This window comes from Mesobacillus jeotgali (assembly GCF_031759225.1).
GTDB classification, from domain to species: domain Bacteria; phylum Bacillota; class Bacilli; order Bacillales; family Cytobacillaceae; genus Mesobacillus; species Mesobacillus jeotgali_B.
The window spans coordinates 2,350,911-2,376,180 of record NZ_CP134494.1 but is presented as its reverse complement, the minus strand read 5'-3'; the positions used below and the strand labels follow the sequence as shown (position 1 = coordinate 2,376,180).

The 25,270-nt window shown below is 38.2% G+C and carries 23 protein-coding genes; 2 read left to right on the top strand and 21 right to left on the bottom strand.

Annotated features, from left to right (window positions below; all coding sequences use genetic code 11):
• Nucleotides 1-82: 82 nt before the first annotated feature.
• The 9 genes from RH061_RS11905 to RH061_RS11865 form a co-directional block, all read right to left on the bottom strand.
• Nucleotides 83-1,447, bottom strand: a complete 1,365-nt coding sequence (locus tag RH061_RS11905; RefSeq protein ID WP_396654807.1) for an MATE family efflux transporter — start codon at nt 1,445-1,447, stop codon at nt 83-85.
• Nucleotides 1,448-1,476: 29 nt separating this feature from the next.
• A complete protein-coding gene (locus RH061_RS11900) occupies nt 1,477-1,815 on the bottom strand; it encodes a metal-sensitive transcriptional regulator (RefSeq protein WP_192472109.1) in 339 nt (112 codons plus the stop codon).
• 12 nt (nt 1,816-1,827) lie between these two features.
• Complete coding sequence (locus tag RH061_RS11895; RefSeq protein ID WP_225650193.1) at nt 1,828-2,460, bottom strand: NAD(P)/FAD-dependent oxidoreductase; 633 nt, start codon at nt 2,458-2,460, stop codon at nt 1,828-1,830.
• 16 nt (nt 2,461-2,476) lie between these two features.
• Nucleotides 2,477-3,481 carry an ABC transporter ATP-binding protein gene (locus tag RH061_RS11890; RefSeq protein ID WP_311070427.1) on the bottom strand — a complete coding sequence of 335 codons (1,005 nt, stop codon included), beginning with the start codon at nt 3,479-3,481 and terminating at the stop codon, nt 2,477-2,479.
• A complete protein-coding gene (locus RH061_RS11885; protein WP_311070426.1) occupies nt 3,474-4,442 on the bottom strand; it encodes an ABC transporter ATP-binding protein in 969 nt (322 codons plus the stop codon). Before RH061_RS11885 ends, RH061_RS11890 begins: the two co-directional genes overlap by 8 nt.
• A 3-nt stretch (nt 4,443-4,445) precedes the next feature.
• On the bottom strand, nt 4,446-5,303 hold the full coding sequence (locus RH061_RS11880) for an ABC transporter permease (protein ID WP_311070425.1): 858 nt from the start codon (nt 5,301-5,303) through the stop codon (nt 4,446-4,448).
• A complete protein-coding gene (locus RH061_RS11875; protein ID WP_311070424.1) occupies nt 5,296-6,273 on the bottom strand; it encodes an ABC transporter permease in 978 nt (325 codons plus the stop codon). Before RH061_RS11875 ends, RH061_RS11880 begins: the two co-directional genes overlap by 8 nt.
• Nucleotides 6,274-6,342: 69 nt before the next feature.
• Nucleotides 6,343-8,139 carry an ABC transporter substrate-binding protein gene (locus RH061_RS11870; RefSeq protein ID WP_311070423.1) on the bottom strand — a complete coding sequence of 599 codons (1,797 nt, stop codon included), beginning with the start codon at nt 8,137-8,139 and terminating at the stop codon, nt 6,343-6,345.
• 22 nt (nt 8,140-8,161) lie between these two features.
• Nucleotides 8,162-8,914, bottom strand: coding sequence for a PIG-L deacetylase family protein (locus RH061_RS11865; RefSeq protein ID WP_214904563.1), 753 nt, complete (start codon nt 8,912-8,914; stop codon nt 8,162-8,164).
• 202 nt (nt 8,915-9,116) lie between these two features.
• Here RH061_RS11865 and RH061_RS11860 point away from each other — a divergent pair, with 202 nt between their 5' ends.
• Entirely contained in the window at nt 9,117-10,058 is a 942-nt protein-coding gene (locus tag RH061_RS11860) for a plastocyanin/azurin family copper-binding protein (protein ID WP_286182730.1), read from the top strand.
• Nucleotides 10,059-10,295: 237 nt separating this feature from the next.
• On the opposite strand, the gene RH061_RS11855 is transcribed toward RH061_RS11860, so the two are convergent.
• The 11 genes from RH061_RS11855 to RH061_RS11805 all read right to left on the bottom strand — a co-directional run bounded on the left by RH061_RS11855 (nt 10,296) and on the right by RH061_RS11805 (nt 21,118).
• On the bottom strand, nt 10,296-10,538 hold the full coding sequence (locus RH061_RS11855) for a hypothetical protein (RefSeq protein ID WP_214904561.1): 243 nt from the start codon (nt 10,536-10,538) through the stop codon (nt 10,296-10,298).
• Nucleotides 10,539-10,550: 12 nt separating this feature from the next.
• Nucleotides 10,551-11,225, bottom strand: a complete 675-nt coding sequence (locus RH061_RS11850; RefSeq protein ID WP_311070422.1) for a response regulator transcription factor — start codon at nt 11,223-11,225, stop codon at nt 10,551-10,553.
• Nucleotides 11,222-12,604, bottom strand: a complete 1,383-nt coding sequence (locus tag RH061_RS11845; protein WP_311070421.1) for a sensor histidine kinase — start codon at nt 12,602-12,604, stop codon at nt 11,222-11,224. The genes RH061_RS11850 and RH061_RS11845 overlap by 4 nt, the downstream gene beginning before the upstream one ends.
• Nucleotides 12,605-13,067: 463 nt before the next feature.
• Nucleotides 13,068-13,682, bottom strand: a complete 615-nt coding sequence (locus RH061_RS11840) for a YdhK family protein (RefSeq protein WP_214904554.1) — start codon at nt 13,680-13,682, stop codon at nt 13,068-13,070.
• A gap of 249 nt (nt 13,683-13,931) precedes the next feature.
• Complete coding sequence (locus RH061_RS11835; RefSeq protein ID WP_192472097.1) at nt 13,932-16,361, bottom strand: heavy metal translocating P-type ATPase; 2,430 nt, start codon at nt 16,359-16,361, stop codon at nt 13,932-13,934.
• A 127-nt stretch (nt 16,362-16,488) separates the two neighbouring features.
• Nucleotides 16,489-16,695: a copper chaperone CopZ gene (gene copZ, locus RH061_RS11830; RefSeq protein WP_192472096.1), complete on the bottom strand. Its 207-nt coding sequence runs from the start codon at nt 16,693-16,695 to the stop codon at nt 16,489-16,491.
• A gap of 14 nt (nt 16,696-16,709) precedes the next feature.
• Entirely contained in the window at nt 16,710-17,051 is a 342-nt protein-coding gene (locus RH061_RS11825) for a metal-sensitive transcriptional regulator (RefSeq protein WP_311070420.1), read from the bottom strand.
• 495 nt (nt 17,052-17,546) lie between these two features.
• Nucleotides 17,547-18,491, bottom strand: coding sequence for a F510_1955 family glycosylhydrolase (locus RH061_RS11820; protein WP_311070419.1), 945 nt, complete (start codon nt 18,489-18,491; stop codon nt 17,547-17,549).
• Nucleotides 18,492-18,734: 243 nt separating this feature from the next.
• Nucleotides 18,735-19,889, bottom strand: a complete 1,155-nt coding sequence (gene spoIIP / locus RH061_RS11815) for a stage II sporulation protein P (RefSeq protein ID WP_311070418.1) — start codon at nt 19,887-19,889, stop codon at nt 18,735-18,737.
• A 169-nt stretch (nt 19,890-20,058) separates the two neighbouring features.
• Nucleotides 20,059-20,385: a four-helix bundle copper-binding protein gene (locus tag RH061_RS11810; RefSeq protein WP_214904546.1), complete on the bottom strand. Its 327-nt coding sequence runs from the start codon at nt 20,383-20,385 to the stop codon at nt 20,059-20,061.
• Between the two features lie 187 nt (nt 20,386-20,572).
• Entirely contained in the window at nt 20,573-21,118 is a 546-nt protein-coding gene (locus RH061_RS11805) for a ferric reductase-like transmembrane domain-containing protein (RefSeq protein WP_251618377.1), read from the bottom strand.
• Nucleotides 21,119-21,621: 503 nt separating this feature from the next.
• Between RH061_RS11805 and RH061_RS11800 the strand changes: the two genes are divergently transcribed.
• Nucleotides 21,622-23,238, top strand: a complete 1,617-nt coding sequence (locus RH061_RS11800) for a multicopper oxidase family protein (protein ID WP_311070417.1) — start codon at nt 21,622-21,624, stop codon at nt 23,236-23,238.
• 551 nt (nt 23,239-23,789) lie between these two features.
• Here RH061_RS11800 and RH061_RS11795 read toward each other — a convergent pair.
• Complete coding sequence (locus RH061_RS11795) at nt 23,790-24,899, bottom strand: YncE family protein (protein WP_311070416.1); 1,110 nt, start codon at nt 24,897-24,899, stop codon at nt 23,790-23,792.
• Nucleotides 24,900-25,270 lie beyond the last annotated feature (371 nt).

Here is a 25,270-nt window from a genome sequence, read left to right as displayed (position 1 = left end):
GTCAAGAAAATATAAATAGAATTTTTAAAATTAGAATTGTAGGTTAATACATACAGCGATAAATAAGCTTATAAAAATTGATTCAGTTAATCCCTAAATTTTTTTCTTCTATTTTTTTAAAGTGTTTTTTAAATTGATAAAACAAAAAAGCTCCCCTTGTATATAAATCAATCGCGATTGAAATCCATATTCCCGCTATCCCCATGCCGAAATGTATTCCAAAAATATAAACTCCGATTATCCTAATCACCCACATGCCAAGTGCGGTGCTGTACATCGGACTTTTTGTGTCGCCGGCCCCCTGAAGTGCACCTGCTAAAACTAAACCCACTGCCAATGCAGGCTGTGCAAAAGCATCAATTTTTAGCGCGGTTACAACCATGCTTCTAGCATGTAGGTCTGTAGTAAACCAGGAAGCAAACCATGGAGATAAAAAGAACAACACCAAGCCAATTAATGACATAAATCCAATTGCTAACCCCGTAGTTAAAAAACCAAATTCATATGCCTCCCTATACTGTTTAGCACCGATCCTTTGGCCAACAAGGGTAGTGGCTGCTATTGCAAGACCGTAACCCGGCATATATGAAAATGTTTCAATATTCCCTGCAATTGTGTGGGCAGCATACGTTTCTGCCCCTATTTTCACGATCAGGCCAAAATAAACCACCTGGCCAAGACGCATAATTAGTCTCTCAATTGCTGCAGGTGCAGATAATGTTAAGATAGCAAATGAATCTCCTTTGGAAGATTCGCCAAAGAAAGAAAAAGAAACCGGAGATTTTTTTATATGATGATACAACGCAGCTGACCCCAAAAGCCTTACAATGACAGTGGCCCACGCGGCTCCAGCTAGACCAAATCCATCCAACTTAAATATGCCAAAAATCAGGACATAATCTAGACCAATATGAATTAAGTTGATCCACCAGCTTACTTTCATAGGTGTTTTAGTATCCCCAGCAGCCCTTAATATGCTACCAAAATTGAACATCAATGAAATAAAGACAGATGGAATTCCAACAATCTGTAAATATATGGACCCATCTCTTAAAACATCTGATTCTGCGCCCATCATTTTAAGCAACGGCTCACTAAAAAAGACGGAAATGATACCGAAGATCATTCCCGCCAAAATAGAAATAAAAGTGGATTGCCTGGCAATCGATTTTGCTTTTTCGATGTCTCCTGATCCGATGCTCCTGGCAATTAGCGAAGAAGTTCCCACCCCTATTGCCATAAAAATAGCAATATAAACGGCTAAAACTGCATTCGCTATCCCAACAGCTGTCACTTCGTTTAAACCAAGTCTGGCAACAAACAGGGTATCCACAAAACCTACCACCATTTGTAAGGTATTCTCAACCATAGCTGGAATAGCTAAAGCTAAGATGGTGCTAACCTTTTGTTTCGTACTTTGTATACCCGCCGTCTCTTGTTGAGCCACCGAAAATCCCTCCCGGTTTTCTTTCTCTCTTACTTTTTCAGCAATCTCTGGAAGGTAACTAGGACCTCATCAATGACTTCAGTATCTCCTTCATTTATCCTTTCTAGGACGCAGCTTTTTAAATGTCCTTCAAGAAGAAGACTTGCAACGCTGTTTAAAGCAGATTGGATGGCGGATAATTGAGTTATCACATCGTCACAGTAGGTATCATTTTCAATTAATCTTTTAACCCCGCGAATTTGTCCTTCAATCCGATTTAGCCTTGAATCAAGGTTCTTTTTTATTTTTTCTGAATGATGGCTCTTTCTATGATTTGTAGAGCAACCAGTGGGTGGCAATACTTGTTCATTAGCCGCCTCTACACCCATGCCCATTCCCCCTTATACCTGACTTATATTTTCAATTAGCTCTTCCTTTCCGAATCTCTTTAAAAATTTATGGAAAGGCTCTCGTTTCTTTCCTTTTTCCCCATATACCCTAATAATTTCTTCGACTGTAGTATAAAGTTCTTCAGGATTTAGATTTTCCTTAAATAAGCTTCCTGCCTCGGCATCCTCTCCTTTTGTTTTCCCGCCAATATAAAGATTATATTGATTCCCATTTATTTTCATAACTCCAATATCATTAACCAAAGGCTCTCCACAGCCAACAGGACAGCCGGTGTATGCTGGTTTTAGGGTAAACGGAACAGGTTTTCCGGCAATTCTCTTATTAAGTTCGATTGCGACAGGCATTCCCTCTTCCTCTGCACCTTTACAAAAGTTGCAGGTTCTAAGGCTCTTTACAAAATTGCCGACTGGGTAGCATTGTAACCCGACCGACTCAAAATCCGTAATAATTTCATCCTTTTTACTGTCAGGAATATCAATATAAAGCTGCTGGAAGGTTGTAAGCTCTAGCTCCTGGCCGTCCTCCATATATTTTGCAAGTATTCGAAGCTGATTAGCAGTCAGTTTGGACCCGAAATCAATGCCACCATTAACAGCGACTTTTATTTTCTTTTCGTTGTTCAATTTAAAACTCCCTTTCCTAAGAAGTTTTTTCAAGTAAATTACTATGGCAGTGACAAGATACTGCATGGCCTGCGCCTAGAGATTCTTGTTTAGGCATTTTACTGTTACAAATATCCTCCTGGTATGGACATCTTTTTACAAATGGGCATCCTGCTGTCTCTTCGGTTGCATCCACTTCACCATCTAGAATTAACTTTTCTCGATTTTGGATAAAGTAATTTAGATCTTTCACTACCGAAACTAGTGCCTTTGTGTAAGGATGTGAAGGCGATTGAATGATTTTCTTGGTGGGCCCGACCTCGATGATTTTACCCTGGTACATGACAGCAATGCGGTCACACATATAACTTGCTGTCGATAGGTCATGTGTAATCAGCATCATGGTCAAGCCCATTTTCTTCTTAAGTTCGAGAAGGAGGTTTAAAATACCTGCTCGGACAGAAACATCAAGCATAGAAGTAGGTTCATCAGCTGAAATAAACAGTGGTTCCAGAATCACAGCTCTTGCTATAGCAATCCTTTGCCTCTGCCCGCCACTAAGCTGATGTGGAAACCTCTCCATATAGTCTTCAGCCGGCCTCAGCTCAATTGATTCAATAGCCTCTTTGACCCTTCGGACTTTCTCATCATATGGCAGGTGTTTTTCGTGGGCATTGATTGGTTCCATTAAAATGTCCATTATTGTCATACCAGGATTGAGAGTATCATATGGATCCTGAAAAATCATTTGCATTTTGTTTCTCAGCTTGTTTGTCTCTGAATCAGTTAATTTACATAAATCTCTTCCTTCAAAAAGGATTTCCCCGCTGGTTTCCTTCATCAGGCGCATCACCATTCGCGCTGTTGTAGTTTTTCCACAGCCGCTTTCCCCGATGATCCCTAGAATTTCCCCTTTTTTAATCTCAAAGCTAACGTTATGGACAGCGTAAACATTTTGCAATTTCCGGTTTAAAATCGATCCAGTTTTCTTCACAAACGTTTTCTTCAAGTCTCTTACTTTCAGTAAAATTGAATTATCCATTTTCCTCCTCCTCAAGAAAGCATGCGGAAAAGTGACCATTTTTTACTTCCCTGAACTCAGGTGTTTCTTTTCTGCAGCGGTCAAAGGCAAACGCACATCGAGTATGAAACCTGCAACATTGTGGGATGTTTACTAGATTAGGGACACTGCCTGGTATCGAAATCACTTCCCGATCAGGATCGGACAGGTCAGGAGTCGCTTGTAATAAAGCCTTTGAATAAGGATGTCTTGTATCATTCAATATATCCTCTGTTGATGCAAGCTCAACAATTTTCCCTGCATACATGATTGCAATTTTGTCGCAAATAGCAGTAACCATCGGCAAATCATGTGAAATTAGTATTACTGATAAATCCATCTTTCTCTGAAGGTTTTTAATTAATGCTATCACCTGTGCCTGGGTTAATACATCTAGTCCTGTCGTTGATTCGTCGGAAATTACCAGTTTGGGAGAACAAGCAAGAGACATGGCAATGGCAACGCGCTGCTTCATCCCTCCGCTGAATTCGTGGGGATAGCTTTTCCATCGGTCACCATCGATACCGACAAGCTCAAGTAGGGTCTTCGTCCGTGCCAGTGCTTCTCTTTTGCTTACTCTTTCATGGAGCAAAATGGCTTCCATAATTTGATCGCCTATTGTATAAACGGGATTTAGTGCATTCATCGCATTTTGTGGTATGACAGAAAGATCCTTCCATCTTAAAGAATCTAGTTCAGAATCGGAGGCTTTAAGCAAATCCCTACCATTTAAATGAACACTTCCAGCCACCACTTTTCCGGGAAACTCTATTAATCTTAGAATCGATTGGGCAACGGTCGTTTTCCCGCATCCCGACTCTCCAATCAGTCCAAGCATTTCTCCCTCTTCAACAGAGAATGAAACGTTTTCTACAGCACGGGCAATTCCCTTTTCGGTTTTAAAGAAAGTCGAGAGGTTCTCTACAGTTAATACAGCAGTCATATGCTAACGCCCCCTTCTCAGTCGCGGATTCATAACTTCTTCCAATGAATAGCCAGTAAAAGCAAATCCTATTACCAATGTGGTGATGAGTAAGCCAGGAGGAAGTATCCACCAGATCCATGCATCCGTCAAGAACGCTCCCCTTGCCTGGGCATAATATAAAATCGTTCCCCAGCTCTTAGTAAAAGGGTCTCCTAGACCCAAAAAGCTTAGAGAGGCTTCAATTAAAATAGAATGACTTGCTGCTAATACAAATTGGGAAAGTGCAATTGGGATAACACCAGGCAAAATATGCCGGCCTAATATGACCTTAATATTTGTGCCGATTGATTTGGCGGCTTCGACATACCCTTTTGTTTTTAGCGTTAATACCTGTGATCTTATAACCCTTGCTGGACTCGCCCAAGAAATTAAGCTTATAACCAAAATGATATTCCAAAAACTTGGACCAATAAAGGCTGCCAATAAGATCATAAGAGGCAAAAATGGGATAACAAGAACAAGGTCTACTAATCTCATTAAAAGAGAATCTACTTTTCCGCCGTAATACCCTGATATTACACCGATAAGGCATCCAAGAAGAATCGAAATAAAGGCAGCAAGGACACCAATTAATAATGAAATTCTAGTACCATACAGCAATTCACTTAAAATATCCTGTCCTACGTCATTGGTACCCAGGAGAAATTGGCTGTTAGGTTTCGTAAATGGTGTTCCCACACGTTCAGTCGGATCAAATGGTGCAAGTAAAGGAGCGAAAACAGCTATCGCCAAAAATATAATCAAAAGTCCTAATCCGACTATACCGATATTATTAGATGTAAGTACATGCCAATACTTTCTCCATTTTTTATTACCCATTTCGGCTTCCCACCTTCGGATCAAGTAAAGGATATAGTAAATCCGCCAAGAAATTGGCAATGACAACACTGAAGGTAATAATCAGGAAAGTCGCCTGAATCAGTGGGTAATCTCTGCTTAGGACTGATTCAAACATTAATCGTCCTACACCCGGGTATGCAAAGACCGTTTCTATTACAGTTGCCCCGCCCAAGGTAAACCCTAAACTAAGCATAAATACAGTAGCCACCGGAAGCAAAGCGTTTCTCATGGCATGCTTATACTTAATAACTTTTTCTTTTACGCCCTTTGCTTTGGCCATCATAATATAGTCTTCCCCAAGAACATTTAGCATCGAATATCTCATAATCATGAAGGTGCTTGTTACTGAGATTAATATAAGAGTTGTTAATGGTAATATAAGGTGTCTACTAATATCAATGAATCTATCCATACCCGAATAGTTCGACCAGGCACTTTCAGCTCCGAAAACGGGGAGCCATCCTAATTGAGCTGAAAAAATAGAAACTAAAATCATACCGACCCAGAAGGAAGGCATTGCACTTAGAAACATAAAAACTGTCAATAAATTCGCATCAGTTTTAGTCCCTCTGCGCCAGGCTGAAATGGCTCCAAACATTACTCCTAGAATGGTTGAGAGGACAAGACCGAGCCCTGTTAGAAGCATTGTCCAAGGTAAGCGCTCCATAATAATCTCCGAAATCGGTCTTTTTTGCTGATAGGAGAAACCGAATTCTCCTGTCAGAATATTTTTTATATAAGTAATGTATTGTTCAAATATGGAATCATTAAGTCCATGCTTTTCCAAGATTGCTTCTTTCTCAGCGCTGGACATTAATCCAACATCTTCACCTGCCAAAAATACGAGGGGATTGCCTGGCATTAGCCTAGGCAGAAGAAAGTTCAATGTCAGCATTAAGAAGATAACAATTGTGTATTGCAAAAGCTTGCCTGCCATAAATTTCCCCATTATTCTGCACCTCCTGCTAGTTTAGGAAAAAATCCCGTAAAAAATTTTACGGGATAGATCCTTTATTCCTTAAAAATCAAAATCATCCTTATCGTTCGACTTCTTTTTCCTTTTTAATAAGAAGAAAACTATAGCTGCTATTACGATAAGTACGCCAAAAATTAAAATCCCGTTATTATTTTCTTTTACTGAATTGCGGTCATTAGACGTTTTTTCATCAGAAGATTTACTTTCCCCACCGGAATTACTGTTATTCCCAGCAGCATCTTCACTTCTTTCCCCAGAGACAAATGACAACTTATTGATTATCCCTTTTCCTGTTTGGAAAACAAAACCATCATATTTTCCAGGGTTATAAGCATTGACGATTTCCTGATAATAGAGAGTAATAATTGGTGCTTCATCTGCTACCATTAATTGCAGATCATTAATAAGCTCTTGTCGTTCCGTCTCATCAAATGTCGTTCTTAGTTGGTCCGACAGAGCATCAAATTCTTTGTTTTTATAACCACCGATATTTACAGCACCAATTGCAGGATCTGAATAAAACAACTCGACTATCCGATCAGGGAAAAGCTGCATCGTGTTTGACCAGCCGAATACTCCCATATCAAAGTTTCTTCCCTTGCTAACATCGTAGTCAGGCCACATTAAACTAATTATGGTTGTGTCTTCCATAGCTTTTACAGAATTTTTAATGCCTATCTCATTTATAGCTTCAGAAATGAGTTCTGCTACACGGATTCTTATTGGATTGTTTGAGTGGACTAGTGTGGTGAAATTTATTTCATTACCTTTTTGGTCTTCCCTGAAACCGTCTCCATTGTTATCCTTGAAACCTGCTTCATCAAGGATTTGCTTTGCTTTTTCGGGATCGAAAGAAGTTTTCACTTCACTGTTGTAAGAAGGTGATGATGGGTGAATAAAACCTGGGCTGCCGACTTCTGCAAATCCTAAAAGCACGATATCAACTAGACTTTTTTTATCTATTGCAAGATCAATTGCCTGTCTGAAAGGCTTTTCTGTCATAGGATATTTTTCAGAATTTAGCTGGAATAATGTGGTACTGAATCCTGCTCCACGTGAAATCTTTAATGAGGGGTTAGACTCAAATTGGCTAACAAGCTCCGGAGATATATTTGATGAGATCGCATCAATTTCCCCTGATTTCAATGCATTGTAGAGTGCTGTAGTATCTTTGATGATTGGAAATATGATTTCTTGAATAGGCGGAGCTTCTTTAAAATATTCCTTGTTGGCAGTCATTTTATAATATTGGTCAGCCTTATGTTCACTTAAAATGTATGGGCCGCTGCCTATTGCATTGGTTTCACTGTCAGGCGTGGATATTTTTGACCAAATATGCTCAGGTAATATTGGTACATCTGCAAGGGGTTGAATCAAAAAGTTTGGATCAGGTTTCGAAAGAATCATAGTAAAGTCTGTTTCGTTTTCAACAGTTAATGAGGCAACGTTTTTAAGAGGGTTGGTAAATCTGGATTTAGGATATTTAATGAAATAATCTACAGTAAACTTAACATCATCAGATGTAAGCATTTCACCATCATGCCATTTTATATTATCGTTCAGCTTAAAGCTATACTCTAATCCGTTATCACTGACTTTATATTCTTTAACAAGCCAAGGGACTGGTTTATTATCTTTATCTAATTGTAAGAGAGTGTCATACAGCAGACTTACCAAGTCAAGACCTGGATAACCGGTTTGGTAAGTATAGGGGTTTAACGTGCTTTCATCACTAAGAATCCCGATTTTTAGTGATTCTACTTCTGATTTAGCGAAACTGTTTCCTGCTGAAGAAAAAACAAAAAGAGTAATTATTATAAGTGATATTAATTTTCTCATTCTCTGGCCCCCTTTTTAATTGTTATACAATTAATTCCTGTAAATGGAAGTTACCTTCTCTTCGATAGGCTTCAGCAAGAGCAAAATGTCCATGTGTTGCAAGTCCATGATAAACATGAACAGCTTTATCTAGAACTTGATGAATAGCTCTTCCTTTTTCCTGAAAGTTGGTTAATTTTGAGAATCCAGGATACAGAATTTCAGCTGCTTTCGGATCAAGCATTTCATCAAAATGCATGCCACTGAATTCTAATTGGCTATCAAGCATATCCATTGCACGTTCTTTTTTCTCCCATACTTCTGTAATGTCAACGACAGTATTAGGATGGTGCGGTGTCATGTAGTAAATAGTTGGAATCGGATGAGGTTCTAATCCTGGAAGTTCATCTAAAGCAAAATCTCTGCTCGAAAGGGCGATTGCCTCGAGAAGCAATGTCATTGCCGGACGACGGTCGGGGTCCAAATCGTGAAAGGAATGTTCGGGATCTTGGGTAATAATGATGTCAGGTTTAACCTCCCTTATAATTTTCACAATTTTCTTCTTGGATTCAACGCTCAAATCAACAGTACCATACTGGAAATTCAGGAATTTAATATCCTTTACTCCTAGTACTTCTGCTGCATTCCTAACCTGTGGTTGGCTAGTTTCCCGGCACAGCATGATGGATGCAAATGATTCTCCACCATTTAGAACGTTCTTAGCCAATGCACCTCCGCACTCTACAACTTCCATTCCATAGACCCCAAGAAACAATATTTTCTGTCCTTTTGCCATTCTATTCCCTCCTCAAATGTACTTTACCCCGCTACGGTATATTCATTGAGTAATTAAAAATAATCTTACTACCATACTAACCTTTTGTAAATACTAAATATTTAGAATTTTTTAATAATTATTCTTAAATAGAATTCTTTTTTTAAGAATGGCTTGTCTAGGAGTGACATATGATGTACCAAATAAAGGAGGTCGAAGATGAATGAACGAATTTCACTATTTTGTTTTAGGGACACTATTACTTGTGACTCTAATTTCCATCATACTTTCATACCAATATAGAACAAAGATGAAGAGTATGGCATCCATGGTTATATCTATGGCTATATCAATGAATATTGGTATAACCTCAGGGATTCTTTTTGGGTTTTTAAATCAAGGAGATTTATTCCTTTCTTCCCTTATTTCCGTATTGATTGGAATTTCGGTAGGTATTGCTGCAGGATTTGCATTTGGGATACTCCCGGTTATTGAGGGATCTATGGCTGGAATGATGGGGGGAATGATGGGTGCAATGCTTGGTGAAATGATTTCAAGACTCCAAGCAGTTTCTCTTCTAAATATATTTTTGACTATTACTGTCTCTACCTTATTCCTGTATTTGATTCTTTCCCAACAAAAAGCAACCAAAGATACTAGAGTTTTTACCAGTTGGCTTTTAAAGCCAATCTTTACATTCATTGTTTTAGTAGGATACTTTTATTTTGGCAACCAATTAAATAAAGAGTCGGTTATTTCAAAAGAATCACCAATACATGAGAACCATTCCCAAATTACTACTGATGACAAGGATGAGCAATTAAACCGAATAACTATTCAAGTTAACCCATCAAAATTTTCCTATTCTCCAAGTAAAATCAATTTGTCAAAAAACAAAAAAGTCTTACTTACCTTTACTAATCACGACTCCATAGAGCATGATATCGTGATAGTAAAAATGCCGACATTGCCTAATACCGACCAGGAAAACATCACATCACATGGTTCACATGATTCACATGGAGATGGACTACATTTACATGCTAGTCCACATGAGGAGGGAAACATTTCTTTTACTCCTACTGAAACTGGTTCATATGAGTTTTATTGTTCCCTGCCAGGGCATAGAGAGAACGGAATGGTCGGAATTATCGTAGTTGAGTAAGTAAGTTAATTCATTTTCAATTATGAATATAAGAACTTGAATCCTCACTAAATATTGATGAATACGGTTTGACCCGTTGATGCGATACCAAAATTCTTTGCGTCATCTCCTTAATTGAAATTAATAAATATGTAATTTTCTTATTGGCTGATACACTATAGGTCACTACTGTATAAAATAAAACAGCCTTCCTTGTTCTTGAAGTGAACAAGGAAGGCATAAAAGGGTTATGACTACTTATTTTTTTCGATTAATGCGGTTGAACACCATCCACAGCAACAAACCGATTCCAAGCAATATAAGGAACAGCCAAAAAGCCTGACCGAACCAGAAACGCATATGATGGTACATCATTTGCCTTCCCATCATCATCCCCATGGAAGTTGGCGGGAACCATATCATTCTGACTACGAAAAACAGGAAAAACAACCCTGTTATGGTGGAAAATGTCATTATGATGATCGGCAATAAACGCTTCATTTTTCATCACCACTATTCCATTTTATATCCAATACCCCAAACTGTCTTAACAATAGACTTATCCACTCCAGCTTTCTGCAACTTTTCACGAAGGTTTTTGATATGCGAATCCACAGTCCGGTCCTCACCCATGAATTCAATCCCCCAAATCATATCCACAAGTTGTTCTCGTGATAAGACTTTTCCCCTGTGCTCGATTAGTGCTGCGAGAATGTCGAATTCAGTCTGTGTCAGGATGATACTCAACCCTTCATACATTGCTTCCCTCGCGATGAGGTCAATTACCATCCCCTGATACTTCAAGATGTTCTCTCCAGAATTGGAATGGCCGGTCCTCCTAAGGAGTGCTTTGACCCTTACTAGCAGCTCTGCTTCATCAAAAGGTTTGACAAGGTAATCATCCGCCCCTGTTGATAAGCCAGTAACTTTGTCCTGGACAGCACCCTTAGCAGTAAGCATGATAATCGGCAAGTCAGACATTTTACGCACATGCTGTATTGTCTCCCACCCGTCCATCATAGGCATCATTACATCCAGAATCATCAGGTCGTAGTCATCCTTTCGAAGCATGTCAATTGCCTCCTGTCCGTCCTCTGCTTCCTCCACATGATAGCCTTCTTGAAGCAGATAAAGTTTAACCAGCTTTCTCATTTGTGCCTCGTCGTCAACAATCAATATTTTGTTCATTCCACTCTCTCCTTGGAAGTTTTTAAGTAGATGGTAAAAACAGTACCTTCATTCAGCTTACTGTTAACCTGAATCTGTCCACCATGGGCTTCGATAATTTGCTTCACCACATAGAGTCCAAGACCTGTTCCTCCAGTTTTCCTTCCCCTTGAACGTTCCACCCGGTAAAATCTATCCCAAATTCGGGAAAGTTCAGGCTTAGGTATTCCTTCCCCAGTATCACAGATTTCTACAACAACAAGGTCCTTTTTGGTCGAGGATCGAATGGTAATTTCGCCTTCAGTGCTGTATTTTACCGCGTTTTCAAGCAGGTTGTAGAAAACCTGCTCCATTCTCTCTTTATCTACTTTTGTTTTTGGCAGTCCGTCCTCAAGTTCAAGAGTGATCTTCAGTCCTTTTTTTACCACTTCAGGTCTGAGGTTCGTAGCTGTTTTATTAATTAGCTCATTTAGGTTGACCGGCCTTTTATCCAGTTCGAATTTCCCTACCTGAAGCTTGCTCATTTCAAACAGGTCATTAATCATGATGGATAGCCGCTGTGCCTCTTTATTTATGATTGATAAGTACTCCTCTTTTTCTTCGTCGCTATTTGCCATTCCTTTTTTCAACACATCGCTGTACCCTTTGATGTATGTCAAGGGAGTCCGAAGTTCATGGGATACTGCAGCCAGGAATTCATTCCTGCTATCTTCAAAGTATTGAAGTTGTTCACCCAACTTCTGGATAGATATGCCAAGTTGGGCTACTTCATCCTCGCCTTTGACCGGAATCGTTTGCATATACTTTCCCAATGACATTTTAGAAGTGGCTTCCTTCATTGCAAGCAATGGACTGGTCAGTTTTTTTGACAAAATACCGATAAGCCCGAAAGCCAGGAGGATAATCCCAACACTGGCTATTGTGATAAGGGCATTCATGACAAAGACGATTTCTCGGAGGATGTTTGAAGGATAGTACATGTAAACATACCCTTCTTGATCGCCAATAACAGAGACTGAGATGATATAGCGATGGTCCCTCCAATCATCTTCTAGAATATAACTGCTTTTTTTCCTGTTTTCTCCAAGATGCTTCTTCATGTCATTGTCGGGGTCTTTTGAAGCAGCGATGATATTGTTTTCGGAATCTACAATAAGCACCTCAGTTGTGACTCCTTGTTCCATTTCAACCACATGGCCAATCGTTGCCCGGTCGAAGTTTTCTTCTAAAATACGGGCGTGGTTGTTTCCACGCGTGAGGACATCCTGCTTAATATAATCAATCAAGACATTTGTGAAAACACTATAGAGGACCAAACCAAGCAGTAGAAGGAAGCAGACAAATATCCCACTGAACAAAAGGCCCAATTTAAAAGATATATTCTTCAACCTAGAAGGCATATAAAATTCTCACCCTAACTCAATAACTACTTCATTTTATTTGTATTACTCATTTAATAATAGATTAAAAAAATCAAGAAAATGTGGAGAAATCTGATAATCCTAGATTATCGGACGTCTTTCCTAATTCAAGTTGATTCAAGAATCAACTTAGACAAGTCATAAAGTATTGTTTCTTCAAGACTAAAGTTCAATGGCTAAAGCATTTTAATAATTTAGCAACTGATAACCAATTATTCTTTTTTCCACTCTCTGTTTCCTTTAAAACGATCTAGTGAGGCAGAATTGTAGCAAGAATTGAGGCAGTATTTAGAAGAACTAAAATAGAAGAAAGAACATCTTAATTATCTTATATAATGGCCTTTTATTTACAAAGGGTAACTCGAAAAATAATCACATAAAAAAGGGTGTTCAGAAAGTCTAAAATATGACTTACCTGACACCCTGTTACTTTTAAGTTGTTTTATTCAACCGGTGATAGTTCATCTTCTGTTACCCATTTATGATTTTTCACTTCTTCACCATTCGTAGTCAGTGTGAAATCAACCATGTACACTGTTGTTTGTTCAGCAGAATCAATTTCAGCAGTTACCCCGTCCATTCCCTCCATATGTTCAGCATTTATAGTAACTTCTGCTCCAGGTTTAAGTGCTTCTTCTCTGACTCCCTCTAACTCTTCATGAATCACCCATTTATGATCTTCCACTCTTTCTCCCCCGGTAGTCGGAGTATATGAAACAGTATAAACTGTTGTGTCAAATGCCCCTACAATAGTTGCTTCCGAACCTTTCATACCTGGCATATGATCGGATTCAATAATTGCTTTGCTCCCAACTTTATAAGCTGGTGAAGCCGCCTCTTTTAAACCTTCAGGAACTTCACCCGAACCGGACATATCCATATTGCCATGATCCATATCTTCCATATCTTCATCCATATTATCTTGGTTCTCTTCTGTATTGTTATTCCCCGTACTTTCATTTTTTTCTTCATTTGCATTTGCACATGCCCCTAGTAGTAATAAAAGAGAGGTCAGCAATACAAATAGCATTAATCCTTTTGTATTAATTCTTAACATTCAAGAAACTCCTCCTTTGGCATTTTAGATTATCTTACCCTGAATTAGTAATTCGACACATCAATTCCCTTAATCTTTTATTCCCCATCTGCGAACATTTATCTGAAAGTCAAAATTATTACTTAATAACTGCATAGAAGGCAATCATTTAAAAATTACTAATCTGTATGGTTTTTTCATAGGTAAGGGAAGAAACGAGAATGACTCAGTAAGTCACTCCCATTTCTTGTACTTTTTTCTAGACCTTTTCTAGCGAATAGGTTTCCATTTTCGTAAAAACAGTGTATTGCCAACTACTGAAACAGAACTGAAAGCCATAGCTCCTCCAGCGAGAATTGGGTTTAAAAGGCCGATTGCTGCAACCGGTATCAATATGACATTATACGCAAATGCCCAGAAAAGATTTTGTTTGATTTTTCTCATTGTAGATTTTGATAAGCTAATTGTATCAACTATTCCCATTAAATCACCTCGCATTAAGGTGATATCCGCAGCTTCCATAGCAACATCTGTACCTGTTCCAATGGCAATACCAACATGCGCAGCAGCTAGTGCTGGTGCATCATTGATACCATCCCCGACCATGGCTACAATTTTCCCTTCCTGCTTCAATTTTTCTACCTCGGCTGATTTGTCTTCTGGGAGAACTTCGGCAAGTACCCGATCAACCCCCACCTGATTGGCGATAGCCTCGGCTGTCAATTTATTATCGCCAGTTATCATAATAACTTCTATGCCCATGTTTTTAAGGTGTTTAATTGCTTTTGCAGATGTTTCCTTTACTGTATCAGCAACTGCGATTATACCGGCAAGGTTGTCATTAACTGCTATTAACATAGCAGTTTTCCCTTCACCTTCAAGTTTTTCCATTCGATTTAATGCAGTATCAATAACGATACTATTTTTGTGCATTAACTTTTTATTCCCTATAAATACCTTTTGATCATTTATGTCCACTTGAATTCCATGCCCTGGGATAGCATTAAAATTTTGAGCATCCTGGAGCTGAAGATTCTTCCCTTTTGCTCCATTAATAATTGCTTCTCCAAGTGGATGCTCTGAACCTTTTTCGGCAGAAGCAGCTAATTGCAATAATTCATTTTCACTGTATTCCCCAAATGTGATGATATCTGTTACATCGGGTTCTCCTTTAGTTATAGTACCGGTCTTATCCAGTACAACGGTAGTTACCCGCTGTGCTGTTTGAAGATGTTCAGCTCCTTTAATAAGGAGGCCATTTTCAGCACCTTTTCCAGTACCAACCATTACTGCAGTTGGTGTAGCCAAGCCTAATGCACAAGGACATGCAATAACCAGCACAGCAATAGTGCTGACAAGGGCAGGCGTAAATCCTGCCAGGAAATAAGTTATAGCAAAAGTACCTAATGCAATTAGTATGACAATCGGGACAAAGATTCCAGATATTTTATCGGCAAGTTTCTGAATAGGGGCTTTTGAGCCCTGAGCTTCTTCGACAAGTTTGATAATTTGAGCTAACGCAGTATCCTTTCCAACTTTGGTCGCTTTAAAGGTAAACGCCCCGTGTTTATTTACAGTTGCTCCAATAACTGTGTCGCCTTTTCCTTTTGTAACAGGCATACTTTCACCGGTAAGCATGGATTCATCAACTGTAGTATTTCCCTCGATTATTTCTCCATCTACTGGAACCTTTTCTCCTGCTCGAACAAAAATCAAGTCACCTGTTTGAACCTCTTCTAGTGGAATATCAAGTTCTTCTCCATTTCGTAGGACCTTTGCTGTTTTTGCTTGAAGTCCCATGAGCGTTTTAATTGCTTCAGATGTTTGCCCTTTTGCCCTTGTTTCAAGCAATTTCCCCAAAACAATTAAGGTCATAACAATGGCAGCTGCTTCATAATACAAAAATTGCCCTGTTCCTAATATCGTGACAATTAAACTGTAAAAATATGCGGCTGAAGTTCCCAGTACAACTAAAACTGCCATGTTTGCACTGCCCCCACGAACCGCGTTGAAGGCATCACGGTAATAATGGCCTCCTACATAGAATTGAACTGGAGTAGCAAGAAGGAATTGAACCCATGGACTCATATGAAAAAACATCCCATTTCCATATTCCATCGCAAAATCCGATATCATTTGAATTAAGAAAAACACAGAAAGGATTGCCCCTACAGTGAATTTTCTGACCTGCGTTTTGTATTCCTTTTCCCTTGCGCTACGCTCATAATCATCATTACTATCGCCTACTACCCTGGCATCGTAGCCGACTTTTTTTACAGCCGCCATTATTTGCTCGATATTTGTGTTGCCAGGAATATATTCGATAATTGCTTTTTCAGTTGCTAAATTGACAGCTGCGCTAGTAACTCCTTCAACCTTTTTCAAGCCTTTTTCAACACGAGTTGAACATGATGCACATGTCATTCCAATGATATCGAGTTGGACTTTTTCCTCCTGAACTCCATAGCCCGTCTTTTTTATTTTCGCAATGACATCATTAACAGAAGCAACAGCAGGATCATATATAACAGAAGCTTTCTCAGTAGCGAGGTTCACATTAGCCTTTTGTACACCTGGAACTTTGGCAATGTTTTTCTCGATGCGTGTCGCACACGCAGCACATGTCATTCCAGTGATACTCAATGTAACGTTTTCTTCTGAAAGATCAGTTTGAGTCTTTGCTATTGATTTCTCACCCATTTTTCTTCCTCCTTTTTAGCTGGAAATGAGGATAAATACTATATTATCAAGATTGGTTATATACCCATACAGGGTATACATGTTATTAAAAGAAAGGGTGTCGCATTAAGCACACCCTTCTTCATAATTAATTCACATCATAACCTTGATCATCAATAGTTTCCTTAATCTTATCCAGGGAAACTTCCGTTGGACTGTATTCCACATCGACTTTTCCGCTTTCAAGATAAACTTTAACATTTGAAACTCCAGGTAATTCTCCTACACTACCTTCAATCGCTTTAACACAATGTCCACACGACATACCAAGTACATTTAATGTTACCTTTTCCATTTCTAACAGCTCCTTTACTTTTTTATTAACTTATGAATTGTAACGAGTACTTCATCTAATACATCGAAATCTCCTTGCTCCAGGCGGTCCACTAAGCATCCCTTTAAATGTCCTTCTAAAAGAACTTTTGCCACGCTGTTCAAAGCAGATTGGGTTGCTGATATTTGTGTAATGACATCATCACAATAAGTGTCTCTTTCGATTAAACCTTTTATGCCACGTATTTGACCTTCTATCCGGTTTAGTCGAATCAAAAGTGAGTTTTTCACTTTATCCGAGTGATGACTTTTCCTTTCGAGCTCGTAACAATTTACTTCATCAGCAATTAAAGTATTCGTTTTTATTTCAGGTTGCATTTAGCTTCCCCCCTTCTATAACCAATTTACCATACCCCTGTACCCTATGTAAATATAAACAAATTAATTTTTAGAAAAATATGTAATTAATGTGAACGCAAAACAAGATAAGCATTGCACTTGATTTCCAGTTTGCTTTTTTGGTATTGCCTGCCTACTACCTGTGTATCTTTTTGCACATAAAAAGGGTTTATCATTTGAGTGTCATAAAGATATTTAGCAAGTTGAATACTCGATCCTGCGAACCCATTTCCCAAGCATGGTTGCCATCTAAAACCTTGGAATGTCTTCTAAAGACCTGCAGAACCGGGTTTATTGTTCTCTTCGGGGACATAAAAAAATTGAATGATTGGCACTATTACGGAGAATTTAGGAAAAGCCATCCTCTATTATTTATACTTGGATGGCTTTTAGCTTATCCTTCACTCTTTTGACAGTAAACTTCATACAATTCTATATAATTTTCACTATCAGGTTGCATTTCTATTTAAGAGATTACTTTTCTCCTGACTTCCTACTTGTACCTTCTTCAACAATTTCATCCCATGTTTTGCCACTATCGCTACTTGTATATACATTTAGTAGATCGGTTGCAAATGAGAGTTCATTTTTGTTTTCACGGTTTACGGCAATATACGAGATATTTCCTTCAAAGTTTTGGGGCATATTTAAATTACTGAAACTACTATCATTAATATTAATTTTTAAGATTCGCTTGTCTCCATTATTTGTTCCTGCAATTATTGTATCATCATCTGAAAATACAGCAGCACTCACACTTAAATCAGTTACTATCTGTTCAAACGAATCTCCATAGTTCTCAGATAAATAGAGACCCTGATCTGTACCAATAGCGAATGTTCCATTTCTGGAAGGGTGTGCCGACATTACTAAAGGAGAGCCGGATATCCCCTGCATATTCATTAAATTCCAGGTTTCTCCCTGGTTATTTGAGTAGTAAAATCCTTGTTCTTTCATTTTGGAATTAGGTTCAGATGCAAAAACATAGATTTCTTCTGTTTCGTACCCTACAGACAATGCATGGAAATCTGACTCCCCATGCAAATCAACTACATCCACCGTCTGTCCATTATCTTTGCTTTTTACAATTCCTAATGGATTTTTAAGGTTAGAACTTGGTGCTGGGTGTCCACTGCTGTAAAACCCATTTTTAACAGGAGAATACCCCATATAATCATTTTTTGGTCCTTCAGGTATTGACCATGATCCATTAGAGTATACCTTCAAACCATCATGGACTGCTGCAATTAACTTTTCTCCATCTCCTGAATAGCTAAGACCATGCAAGTCAGAAAATGTCATTTTATTTCCTCCGTTATTAGGAAGAAGAATTAAAATTACGAATAACCCTATTACTACTAGAAAGAGCCAGCCTAAGCCAAACTTTTGCTCTTTGTTTTGTTTTTTCTTTTTAGACATCGTTTCCCTCCTGAAATCTATTATCCCTTTACTTTTGTCACTACTATCCCATAAAGCTGTGCATTTTTTATGAAGCACCATATTGATATATGGTTTGACAATAATTAGTGATTTAACAAGAGGGAGATAGGCATACTTCGAAGAAGAAGTGGGTTTCGAACTTGTATTCTGTTATAAAAATAAGAATTTCATGCGTTGATAGAAATAAAGAATCTATTATAAAAATCGCCAAAACTAAAACAATCAATTCCCGTTTACTTCCTCAGCTTCCCAATAATATTCACTGAAAACTTCTGCAAATGCTTTAATAGAATGATCCAATTCAATGCTATTATTCTCTATTCCTCCAAACTCAAGCAGCATCGATTGGCTGGAAAGGTCTTGATTATATACTCCATTCCCATCATCTTTTGTCTTTACAAAAACACCTCTGCTGATTCCTGGGAATTGCTTTTCTAGCATTTTATTCAATTCTTTGGCTAAGGCAAGATTACTTTCATAGTTTTTATTTTCCCTCCCCACTATAAAAAATAATCTTGCAAACGGTTTTCCGTTGATCATTGTAGTTGTAAGCTTTTTAGGTTGGGAGTCCCTGTGAATATCTATAAGATAACTAATAGAAGATTCTTGTGCCATTACCTCTTTTACTGACTCTCTTGAAAGCGTATATGAATCATTGTAATTCCAATTTTTCTTTTTTAATTCCTCTGTAACATTGGACGTGCTGTGGCTTGCTCCAATGCCTTTTTTCATTAATTCGTCTCTTAGCTTTTTCCCCACTGCTATTATGTTTTTACTTTCATTTAAACTTACAGCTTCATTTGCGGTCTTCTTTCCAGGCAATGAGGGCAAAAAAGCTTCCCAGCTGTGGGAATGATAAATATATGCCACATCCTTTCCGGTTTTAAGGACAGGCGAAATCCCTTTTTCTTGTGAAACATTTTTTTCGCCTAGCTCCTGTTCTGCCATTTCTTTCTCTTTCAAAAGCACTTCTAACGGAGGAGCAGATTCCATTGGCATTGTGGTAAGATCTGTCCCAATTCCTGCGATAGCAATTTCGGTATTAAAGTTGAAAAAACCTGGAATTTCTCGACCGAGAAATGTTCTAGTGTCTTCTGGCCAAATATTTGTAAAAGAGAGAAATACTGCTCGGGAGATAGAGGGTGTTTCTTGTTCATTAATAACTGAGCTAAGCGATCCTATTTCAGTTGCCATGAGACTTAGGATGATATTAGTATGTACGTTTTCGCTAGTAGCTGTTATAAAGGAAGAATTTATTTTTTCTTTAAAATCAAGAAAATTAATGAAAAATATAATACTAATAATTAAGAAAAAAAACGCGAAATAAATCTTGTGAACTCTTATTAAAAATATAGTATTTTGATGTCTTTTGTTCATTCGTTCACTCCGTTCTAAAACTATCAACTTACTCGATTTATATGACCGGAAATAGAATAATAGACTAGATTTCCATGTAGATTTTTAGTGTAAGGGCTTTGCCGGCATGTCGGAATTCAGACATCTTGAAGACAAAAAAACAGACACCAAGTGTCTGTTTTTTGGGTTACTATACCATTTGTCGGCATGCTTCTGCACATTTAAAGCAAGCATCTGCACATTTTTGACAGTGTTCATGTGAATGCTTCTTGCATTCGTTTCCGCAAGCCTCGCAAATATCTGCACATAACAGGCAGATTTGTTTTACGAAAGGACTGTTTGATTGCATAGATTTGGCAGCGAAAGCACAAATGTCAGCGCATTCCCGATCCATTCTTATACAATCTGCCATCATTTTTAAGTCTTCTTCATGGAAACAAGCATCATAGCATACATTGCAAGCCTCCAAACATTCAAGGCAAGCCTGAATACACTGTTCATAAGTTTGGTTATACATAGAATCACCCTTTCTGTTTTTTCCTTTCATTTGATAGGATACCCATGCATTAAGTAAATAAACTGCATATAAAATGCATATCTCTTAAGATGCTCACAGTAACACATTTAAATAAATGAAACTGAAAATACAATCGCAAGGCATATTTTTCTAATTGAAAAAAATAAGAACTCTATTCTATTTTCCTTCAATTTTTGCTTTGGTAGACGCTTCGAATAAAAACAGCCCATTGCAGCACGAGAATAACTGTTACGGTTACTAAAAAAGGTTTTTGTACCCAATTATAACTGCCTAATCTAAAAAAGAAGAGAAAAAATGCAGTGTGCAATACTACTAGAATATAAAGTGTCCCACTTTTCTTTTGGAGGTAGTCCCAACTCCTTCCCCCTAATATTTTTATTGCATAATTATTTGATATTAAAGCAAGCAGAAATAAGTAAGCTAATCCCACAGCACCAACTAGGTTAGCGAGGGTGAAACCAGGATCAAACGAAAGCTGGCCAGTTTCTTGGTTCACGCCAATGATCAGTCTGATCGGTTCCCAGTAAAACCACCCCTGGAATAGTACATATACATGTAGTAAAGCCATGATAAAACACCAAATCCCTAACTCCCTTCTCCATGATAAAAAGCGAATAAATAGGTTATTTAATCTACTTAATGGACCGATTATAATGGTAATGAAGAGAAGAATAAGAGATACATCAGCATAAGATCTATTCCAAGCATGCATGGGACTCCATTCGGAGCGACTACTTAAGAATAGGTAGACAAGAATACTGCTTGTCAATCCAACAACCATGTGTCTGATAAATAAGTTCATTAAAGTTATTCCTTTCTAAATTAACAGTCCTATATAATGAATTAAATTGAATGAGATGCGCAATAAAATATTAGAAAAAAACGCCTTTTTCTTTAACCATAAATTTCAGACAAGAATATACACACTCTGGCACAAGCAACGAAACACAAAGAAAATTAAAAAGCCCATTTATATAGCAGGGCTTTTAACTCCCTTCCTGTTTTATCCAAATTCGCCACCTCCTATTTAAACAATCTTAACATTACTTTTTGCAGAAATTTCTAATTATTAATTGATAAAATAAAACTTTACAAAAATTTCATGGTAACTCATACCCAAATAACTATTTCTAAAAAAACGACGAATTTTCATCCATAATTTCTGCAATTATTTGTATTATGATTTCCTTAAAAAAATTTCAGGAGGTATACAGCATGAAATTAAAGTTACTTTCAATTCTCATTTTCTCCACCCTTTTTATTGCTGCCTGTTCCAGTAGCAGTATGAGTGAAATGGATCATAAAAACATGGAAGAAGAACCTAGCTCTGAAGTAAAAGAAAATTTAGAAGGTCTACAAACTGCTAACGTTACTGAAACACTTACTGGCAATGAAATAAATATTATTGCCAAAGAAGCCAAGCATCAGCTAAGTGAGGATGTTAGTGTAAAAGCACTTACTTTCAATGGTTCTGTTCCCGGCTCCCAAATTCGGGTAAAGCAAGGAGAGAAATTAAAAATAAATCTTAAAAATGAACTGAATGAACCAATCTCTATACACTGGCATGGAATTACAGTGCCAAATGAAATGGATGGCATCCCAGGTGTGACACAAAATGCAGTCCAGCCAGGTGAAAGCTTTACCTATGAATTTACCCCTGAGGATCCGGGAACTTATATGTATCATACCCATCAAAATGCTGTTGAACAAATGGATAAAGGGCTTTATGGTTCATTTATTGTAGAGCCAAATGATAAGTCTTATGATCGTGATTATACCCTTATGCTAGACGAGTGGATGAGCAAGCCAGAAGAAGCTGAATCCAGTATGGAGGGAATGGACCACGGTAATATGGATTCAGACGAGGACAGTGATAAAGAAACTGATTCTGGTGGCATGGATCACGGCGATATGGGGTCAAATGAGAATGAAAGCATGGATGGAATGGAAGAAATGGGCCACGATATGAGTGCTTACGATATCTTTACGATAAATGGCAAAAGCGGTAACAGCATTGAACCATTAAAGGTCAAAGAAGGAGAAAAGGTCAGAATTCGTCTTGTCAATGTAGGGTATATGTCTCATAAAATTCACCTGCATGGCCATGACTTTAAAGTCGCAGCAATTGACGGACAAGAACTAAATAAACCAAAAGAATTGAAGGATCAAGTAATCTCAATAGCACCCGGTGAGAGATATGACATTGAGTTTACGGCAAACAACCCTGGAGAATGGTTCATAGAGTGCCACGGAGATATGGAAGGTTCAAGTGGAATGAATACAAAAATTCAATATGAAAACTCTACTGATTCAGCTGACAAATCTAACAAGTCCGAAGATTTACCTGAATTTTCCTATATGAATTATGGCGGCTCTGAAAAGGGTGAATTTTCACTGGATCAAAAATATGATATTGAATATAAAATGGATTTAAACACAACGATGGATGGCAACGAAATGGCATATACGATTAACGGCAAAACTTTCCCAGAAACTGATAGTATAAATGTCGAGGAAGGCGATCTTGTTAAAGTAACACTGACCAACAATTCTATGATGGATGACCATCCTATGCACTTGCATGGTCACTTCTTCCAGGTTCTTAGCAAAAATGGAAAACCTGTAGAAGGTGCTCCAATCATGAAAGATACGATTAATTTAAAACCTGGTGATGAATATGTCGTTGCATTTAAAGCAGACAATCCTGGTAATTGGCTATTCCATTGTCACGATTTGCATCATGCCACTGCAGGAATGGTGAATATGGTTAAATATGATGGGTTTAAAGTAAACTTCATTCCAGATCCTGATGCAAATAATAAACCTGAATAATAACATCTTCCGTTAGAGCATTAAAATGTAGAATAAGAAACTGATTTCAAAGAGGAAGCCTACCTGGCTTCCTTTTTTACTTTCAGTCCCTTCTTCAATCGGTATATATAGCCTTTCACCAATGTGTCTTTCCGATTTCCTCCCTAGTTGGAACCTAACTAGATTTAGTCCTCGCAACTTCTTCTAAACTTACCGGAGTTGTTGATATTGGCCTCTTTCTTTACGAAAGACTGAAGTTTTCAAGCCACTTTCCGGCAGTTGAAGTCAAATTGCGTTGGCTATCAGGCTAGCCTTTTGAATCGCTTAACAGTTGCTGCCAACAGCACGATTCTTTTATACTTGTCCATTCACCTCCCCGATTAGTTTACTTGTATTTACTGTCCATTTTACTAGCTTCATGGTATACAAAGCCTCCTTTACTAAGGGGAACCCTTAATTCATTTTGATTCTATAAGTCAAATGTGTAGAAACAATCGAGTTTATGTGACGAATAATTGTATTCATTCATGCAAAAAGCCGCCCCCCAAGATGAGAGGCGCGGCATCCATCCATTACTTCATGATCGTGATCCCATTTGGGACTTCTCCAACCTGAATCGTCTGTTTTACTTCTTTCGCTTCAAGATCTATAATGCTTACCGTATCTTCGAACATATTGGTCACATACGCCGTCTTACTGTCACCGCTCAGCACCACACCATGCGCTCCTTTACCCGTTTCAATTGTGGAAACTGCTGCTTTTGATTTCAAATCTACAATCGTTATGCTATTAGAAGGATTACTCTCTGTTCCCTGATTGGCCACGTAGGCAAATTGATCATTAGCATCAAGATATACTTGAGCCGGCCCAATACCGACTCCTACCTTCTCTATGTTTCCACTTTCAAGATCAACAATTGCCAGAGCATTTTCAGCATTGAGCGTTGTTACCAATGTCTTCCCATCAGCGCTTATTCCTGTCGTGACCGGAGCGGCACCTACCTGTATTTTGCGATCTTCTTTCATCGTTTCGAGATTAATGACACTGACGGAATCTTCGCCCATGTTCGCTATATAAGCATGCTTGCTGTCGCTTGATATCCTGAAGCCATGCGGGCCTTTCCCTGTTCCTATTGTATTGACCACAGTGTAGTCTTTAGTATCAATAACGGAAACATTATTGTCCTCATTGTTTGTGACAAGGGCGTATTTTCCATCCTCTGTATACACAACATGGGCCGGATGGCTGCCGACTTCTACTTCTTTAAGTAACTCATCCGTTTCAGTATCATAAAAAAGAGCAAAACCGTTCATTTTCATATCATGTCCTCCATCATCATGTCCGTCATCTCCATGCTCTCCCATGCTCGGGACAATGGTGGCCGCAACTGATTTTCCATCAGGTGAAACCTGAATATTATGGACAACGCCTTCTGCTTGAATCGTTTTAACAACCTCATTGCTGATAGCATTTACCTTGCTTATTGTTCCCCCTTCATTGGCTGTAAAATAAAACTTGTCTACCTGAGCATTTTTTGATGCTTGTTCTGATTTTTCTTCGACTTGCTGCTTTTCCTTGGCATTCGCCTCTGTAACATCTCTGGCAGGTTCGGTACCACACCCGGCAAGAAAGATACCTGCTGCTATCACTAAACTTATCCCTCTAAAATAAGATTTTCTCATGATCTGAATTCCTCCTTAATGTGATTACACCGATAGCATAACCGGGTTCTCCTATCGGAAATGTGATGCACATCACAAAAAGAAAAATTTCAAGAAACATTTTAACAATTTCTTGAAATTCATATTTACTGCAATATTTTAATCTACAATATACAATTTCTACCGTTATAGACTTCGTAATGCATGGCTTTCATTAACGCTTGAACTCCTGATTCTCACCAATTATGATCAACTAGTTCATTAACAGAATTCATTCAAGATTATTGGAACTACCTTCATTTTTAAGGAGCTGTGGATAAGCTGAGATAATTGTATAGAAATGATCTTGATTTTAATTAGGTGTAGTTGGTTGGTTCCTAGAAATGACGCCA

Bases quoted from the DNA above. Each gene is read 5' to 3' on its own strand.
- RH061_RS11810 (WP_214904546.1), bottom strand. From the start codon at position 20,385: ATGTATAACCAAACTTATGAACAGTGTATTCAGGCTTGCCTTGAATGT.
- RH061_RS11885 (WP_311070426.1), bottom strand. From the start codon at position 4,442: ATGACTGCTGTATTAACTGTAGAGAACCTCTCGACTTTCTTTAAAACC.
- RH061_RS11890 (WP_311070427.1), bottom strand. From the start codon at position 3,481: ATGGATAATTCAATTTTACTGAAAGTAAGAGACTTGAAGAAAACGTTT.
- RH061_RS11820 (WP_311070419.1), bottom strand. From the start codon at position 18,491: ATGTCTAAAAAGAAAAAACAAAACAAAGAGCAAAAGTTTGGCTTAGGC.
- RH061_RS11800 (WP_311070417.1), top strand. From the start codon at position 21,622: ATGAAATTAAAGTTACTTTCAATTCTCATTTTCTCCACCCTTTTTATT.
- RH061_RS11880 (WP_311070425.1), bottom strand. From the start codon at position 5,303: ATGGGTAATAAAAAATGGAGAAAGTATTGGCATGTACTTACATCTAAT.
- RH061_RS11825 (WP_311070420.1), bottom strand. From the start codon at position 17,051: ATGCAACCTGAAATAAAAACGAATACTTTAATTGCTGATGAAGTAAAT.
- RH061_RS11805 (WP_251618377.1), bottom strand. From the start codon at position 21,118: ATGCATGCTTGGAATAGATCTTATGCTGATGTATCTCTTATTCTTCTC.
- RH061_RS11840 (WP_214904554.1), bottom strand. From the start codon at position 13,682: ATGTTAAGAATTAATACAAAAGGATTAATGCTATTTGTATTGCTGACC.
- RH061_RS11850 (WP_311070422.1), bottom strand. From the start codon at position 11,225: ATGAACAAAATATTGATTGTTGACGACGAGGCACAAATGAGAAAGCTG.
- copZ (WP_192472096.1), bottom strand. From the start codon at position 16,695: ATGGAAAAGGTAACATTAAATGTACTTGGTATGTCGTGTGGACATTGT.
- RH061_RS11845 (WP_311070421.1), bottom strand. From the start codon at position 12,604: ATGCCTTCTAGGTTGAAGAATATATCTTTTAAATTGGGCCTTTTGTTC.
- RH061_RS11900 (WP_192472109.1), bottom strand. From the start codon at position 1,815: ATGGGTGTAGAGGCGGCTAATGAACAAGTATTGCCACCCACTGGTTGC.
- RH061_RS11875 (WP_311070424.1), bottom strand. From the start codon at position 6,273: ATGGGGAAATTTATGGCAGGCAAGCTTTTGCAATACACAATTGTTATC.
- RH061_RS11865 (WP_214904563.1), bottom strand. From the start codon at position 8,914: ATGGCAAAAGGACAGAAAATATTGTTTCTTGGGGTCTATGGAATGGAA.
- RH061_RS11855 (WP_214904561.1), bottom strand. From the start codon at position 10,538: ATGAAGCGTTTATTGCCGATCATCATAATGACATTTTCCACCATAACA.
- RH061_RS11835 (WP_192472097.1), bottom strand. From the start codon at position 16,361: ATGGGTGAGAAATCAATAGCAAAGACTCAAACTGATCTTTCAGAAGAA.
- spoIIP (WP_311070418.1), bottom strand. From the start codon at position 19,889: ATGAACAAAAGACATCAAAATACTATATTTTTAATAAGAGTTCACAAG.
- RH061_RS11860 (WP_286182730.1), top strand. From the start codon at position 9,117: ATGAACGAATTTCACTATTTTGTTTTAGGGACACTATTACTTGTGACT.
- RH061_RS11870 (WP_311070423.1), bottom strand. From the start codon at position 8,139: ATGAGAAAATTAATATCACTTATAATAATTACTCTTTTTGTTTTTTCT.
- RH061_RS11795 (WP_311070416.1), bottom strand. From the start codon at position 24,899: ATGAGAAAATCTTATTTTAGAGGGATAAGTTTAGTGATAGCAGCAGGT.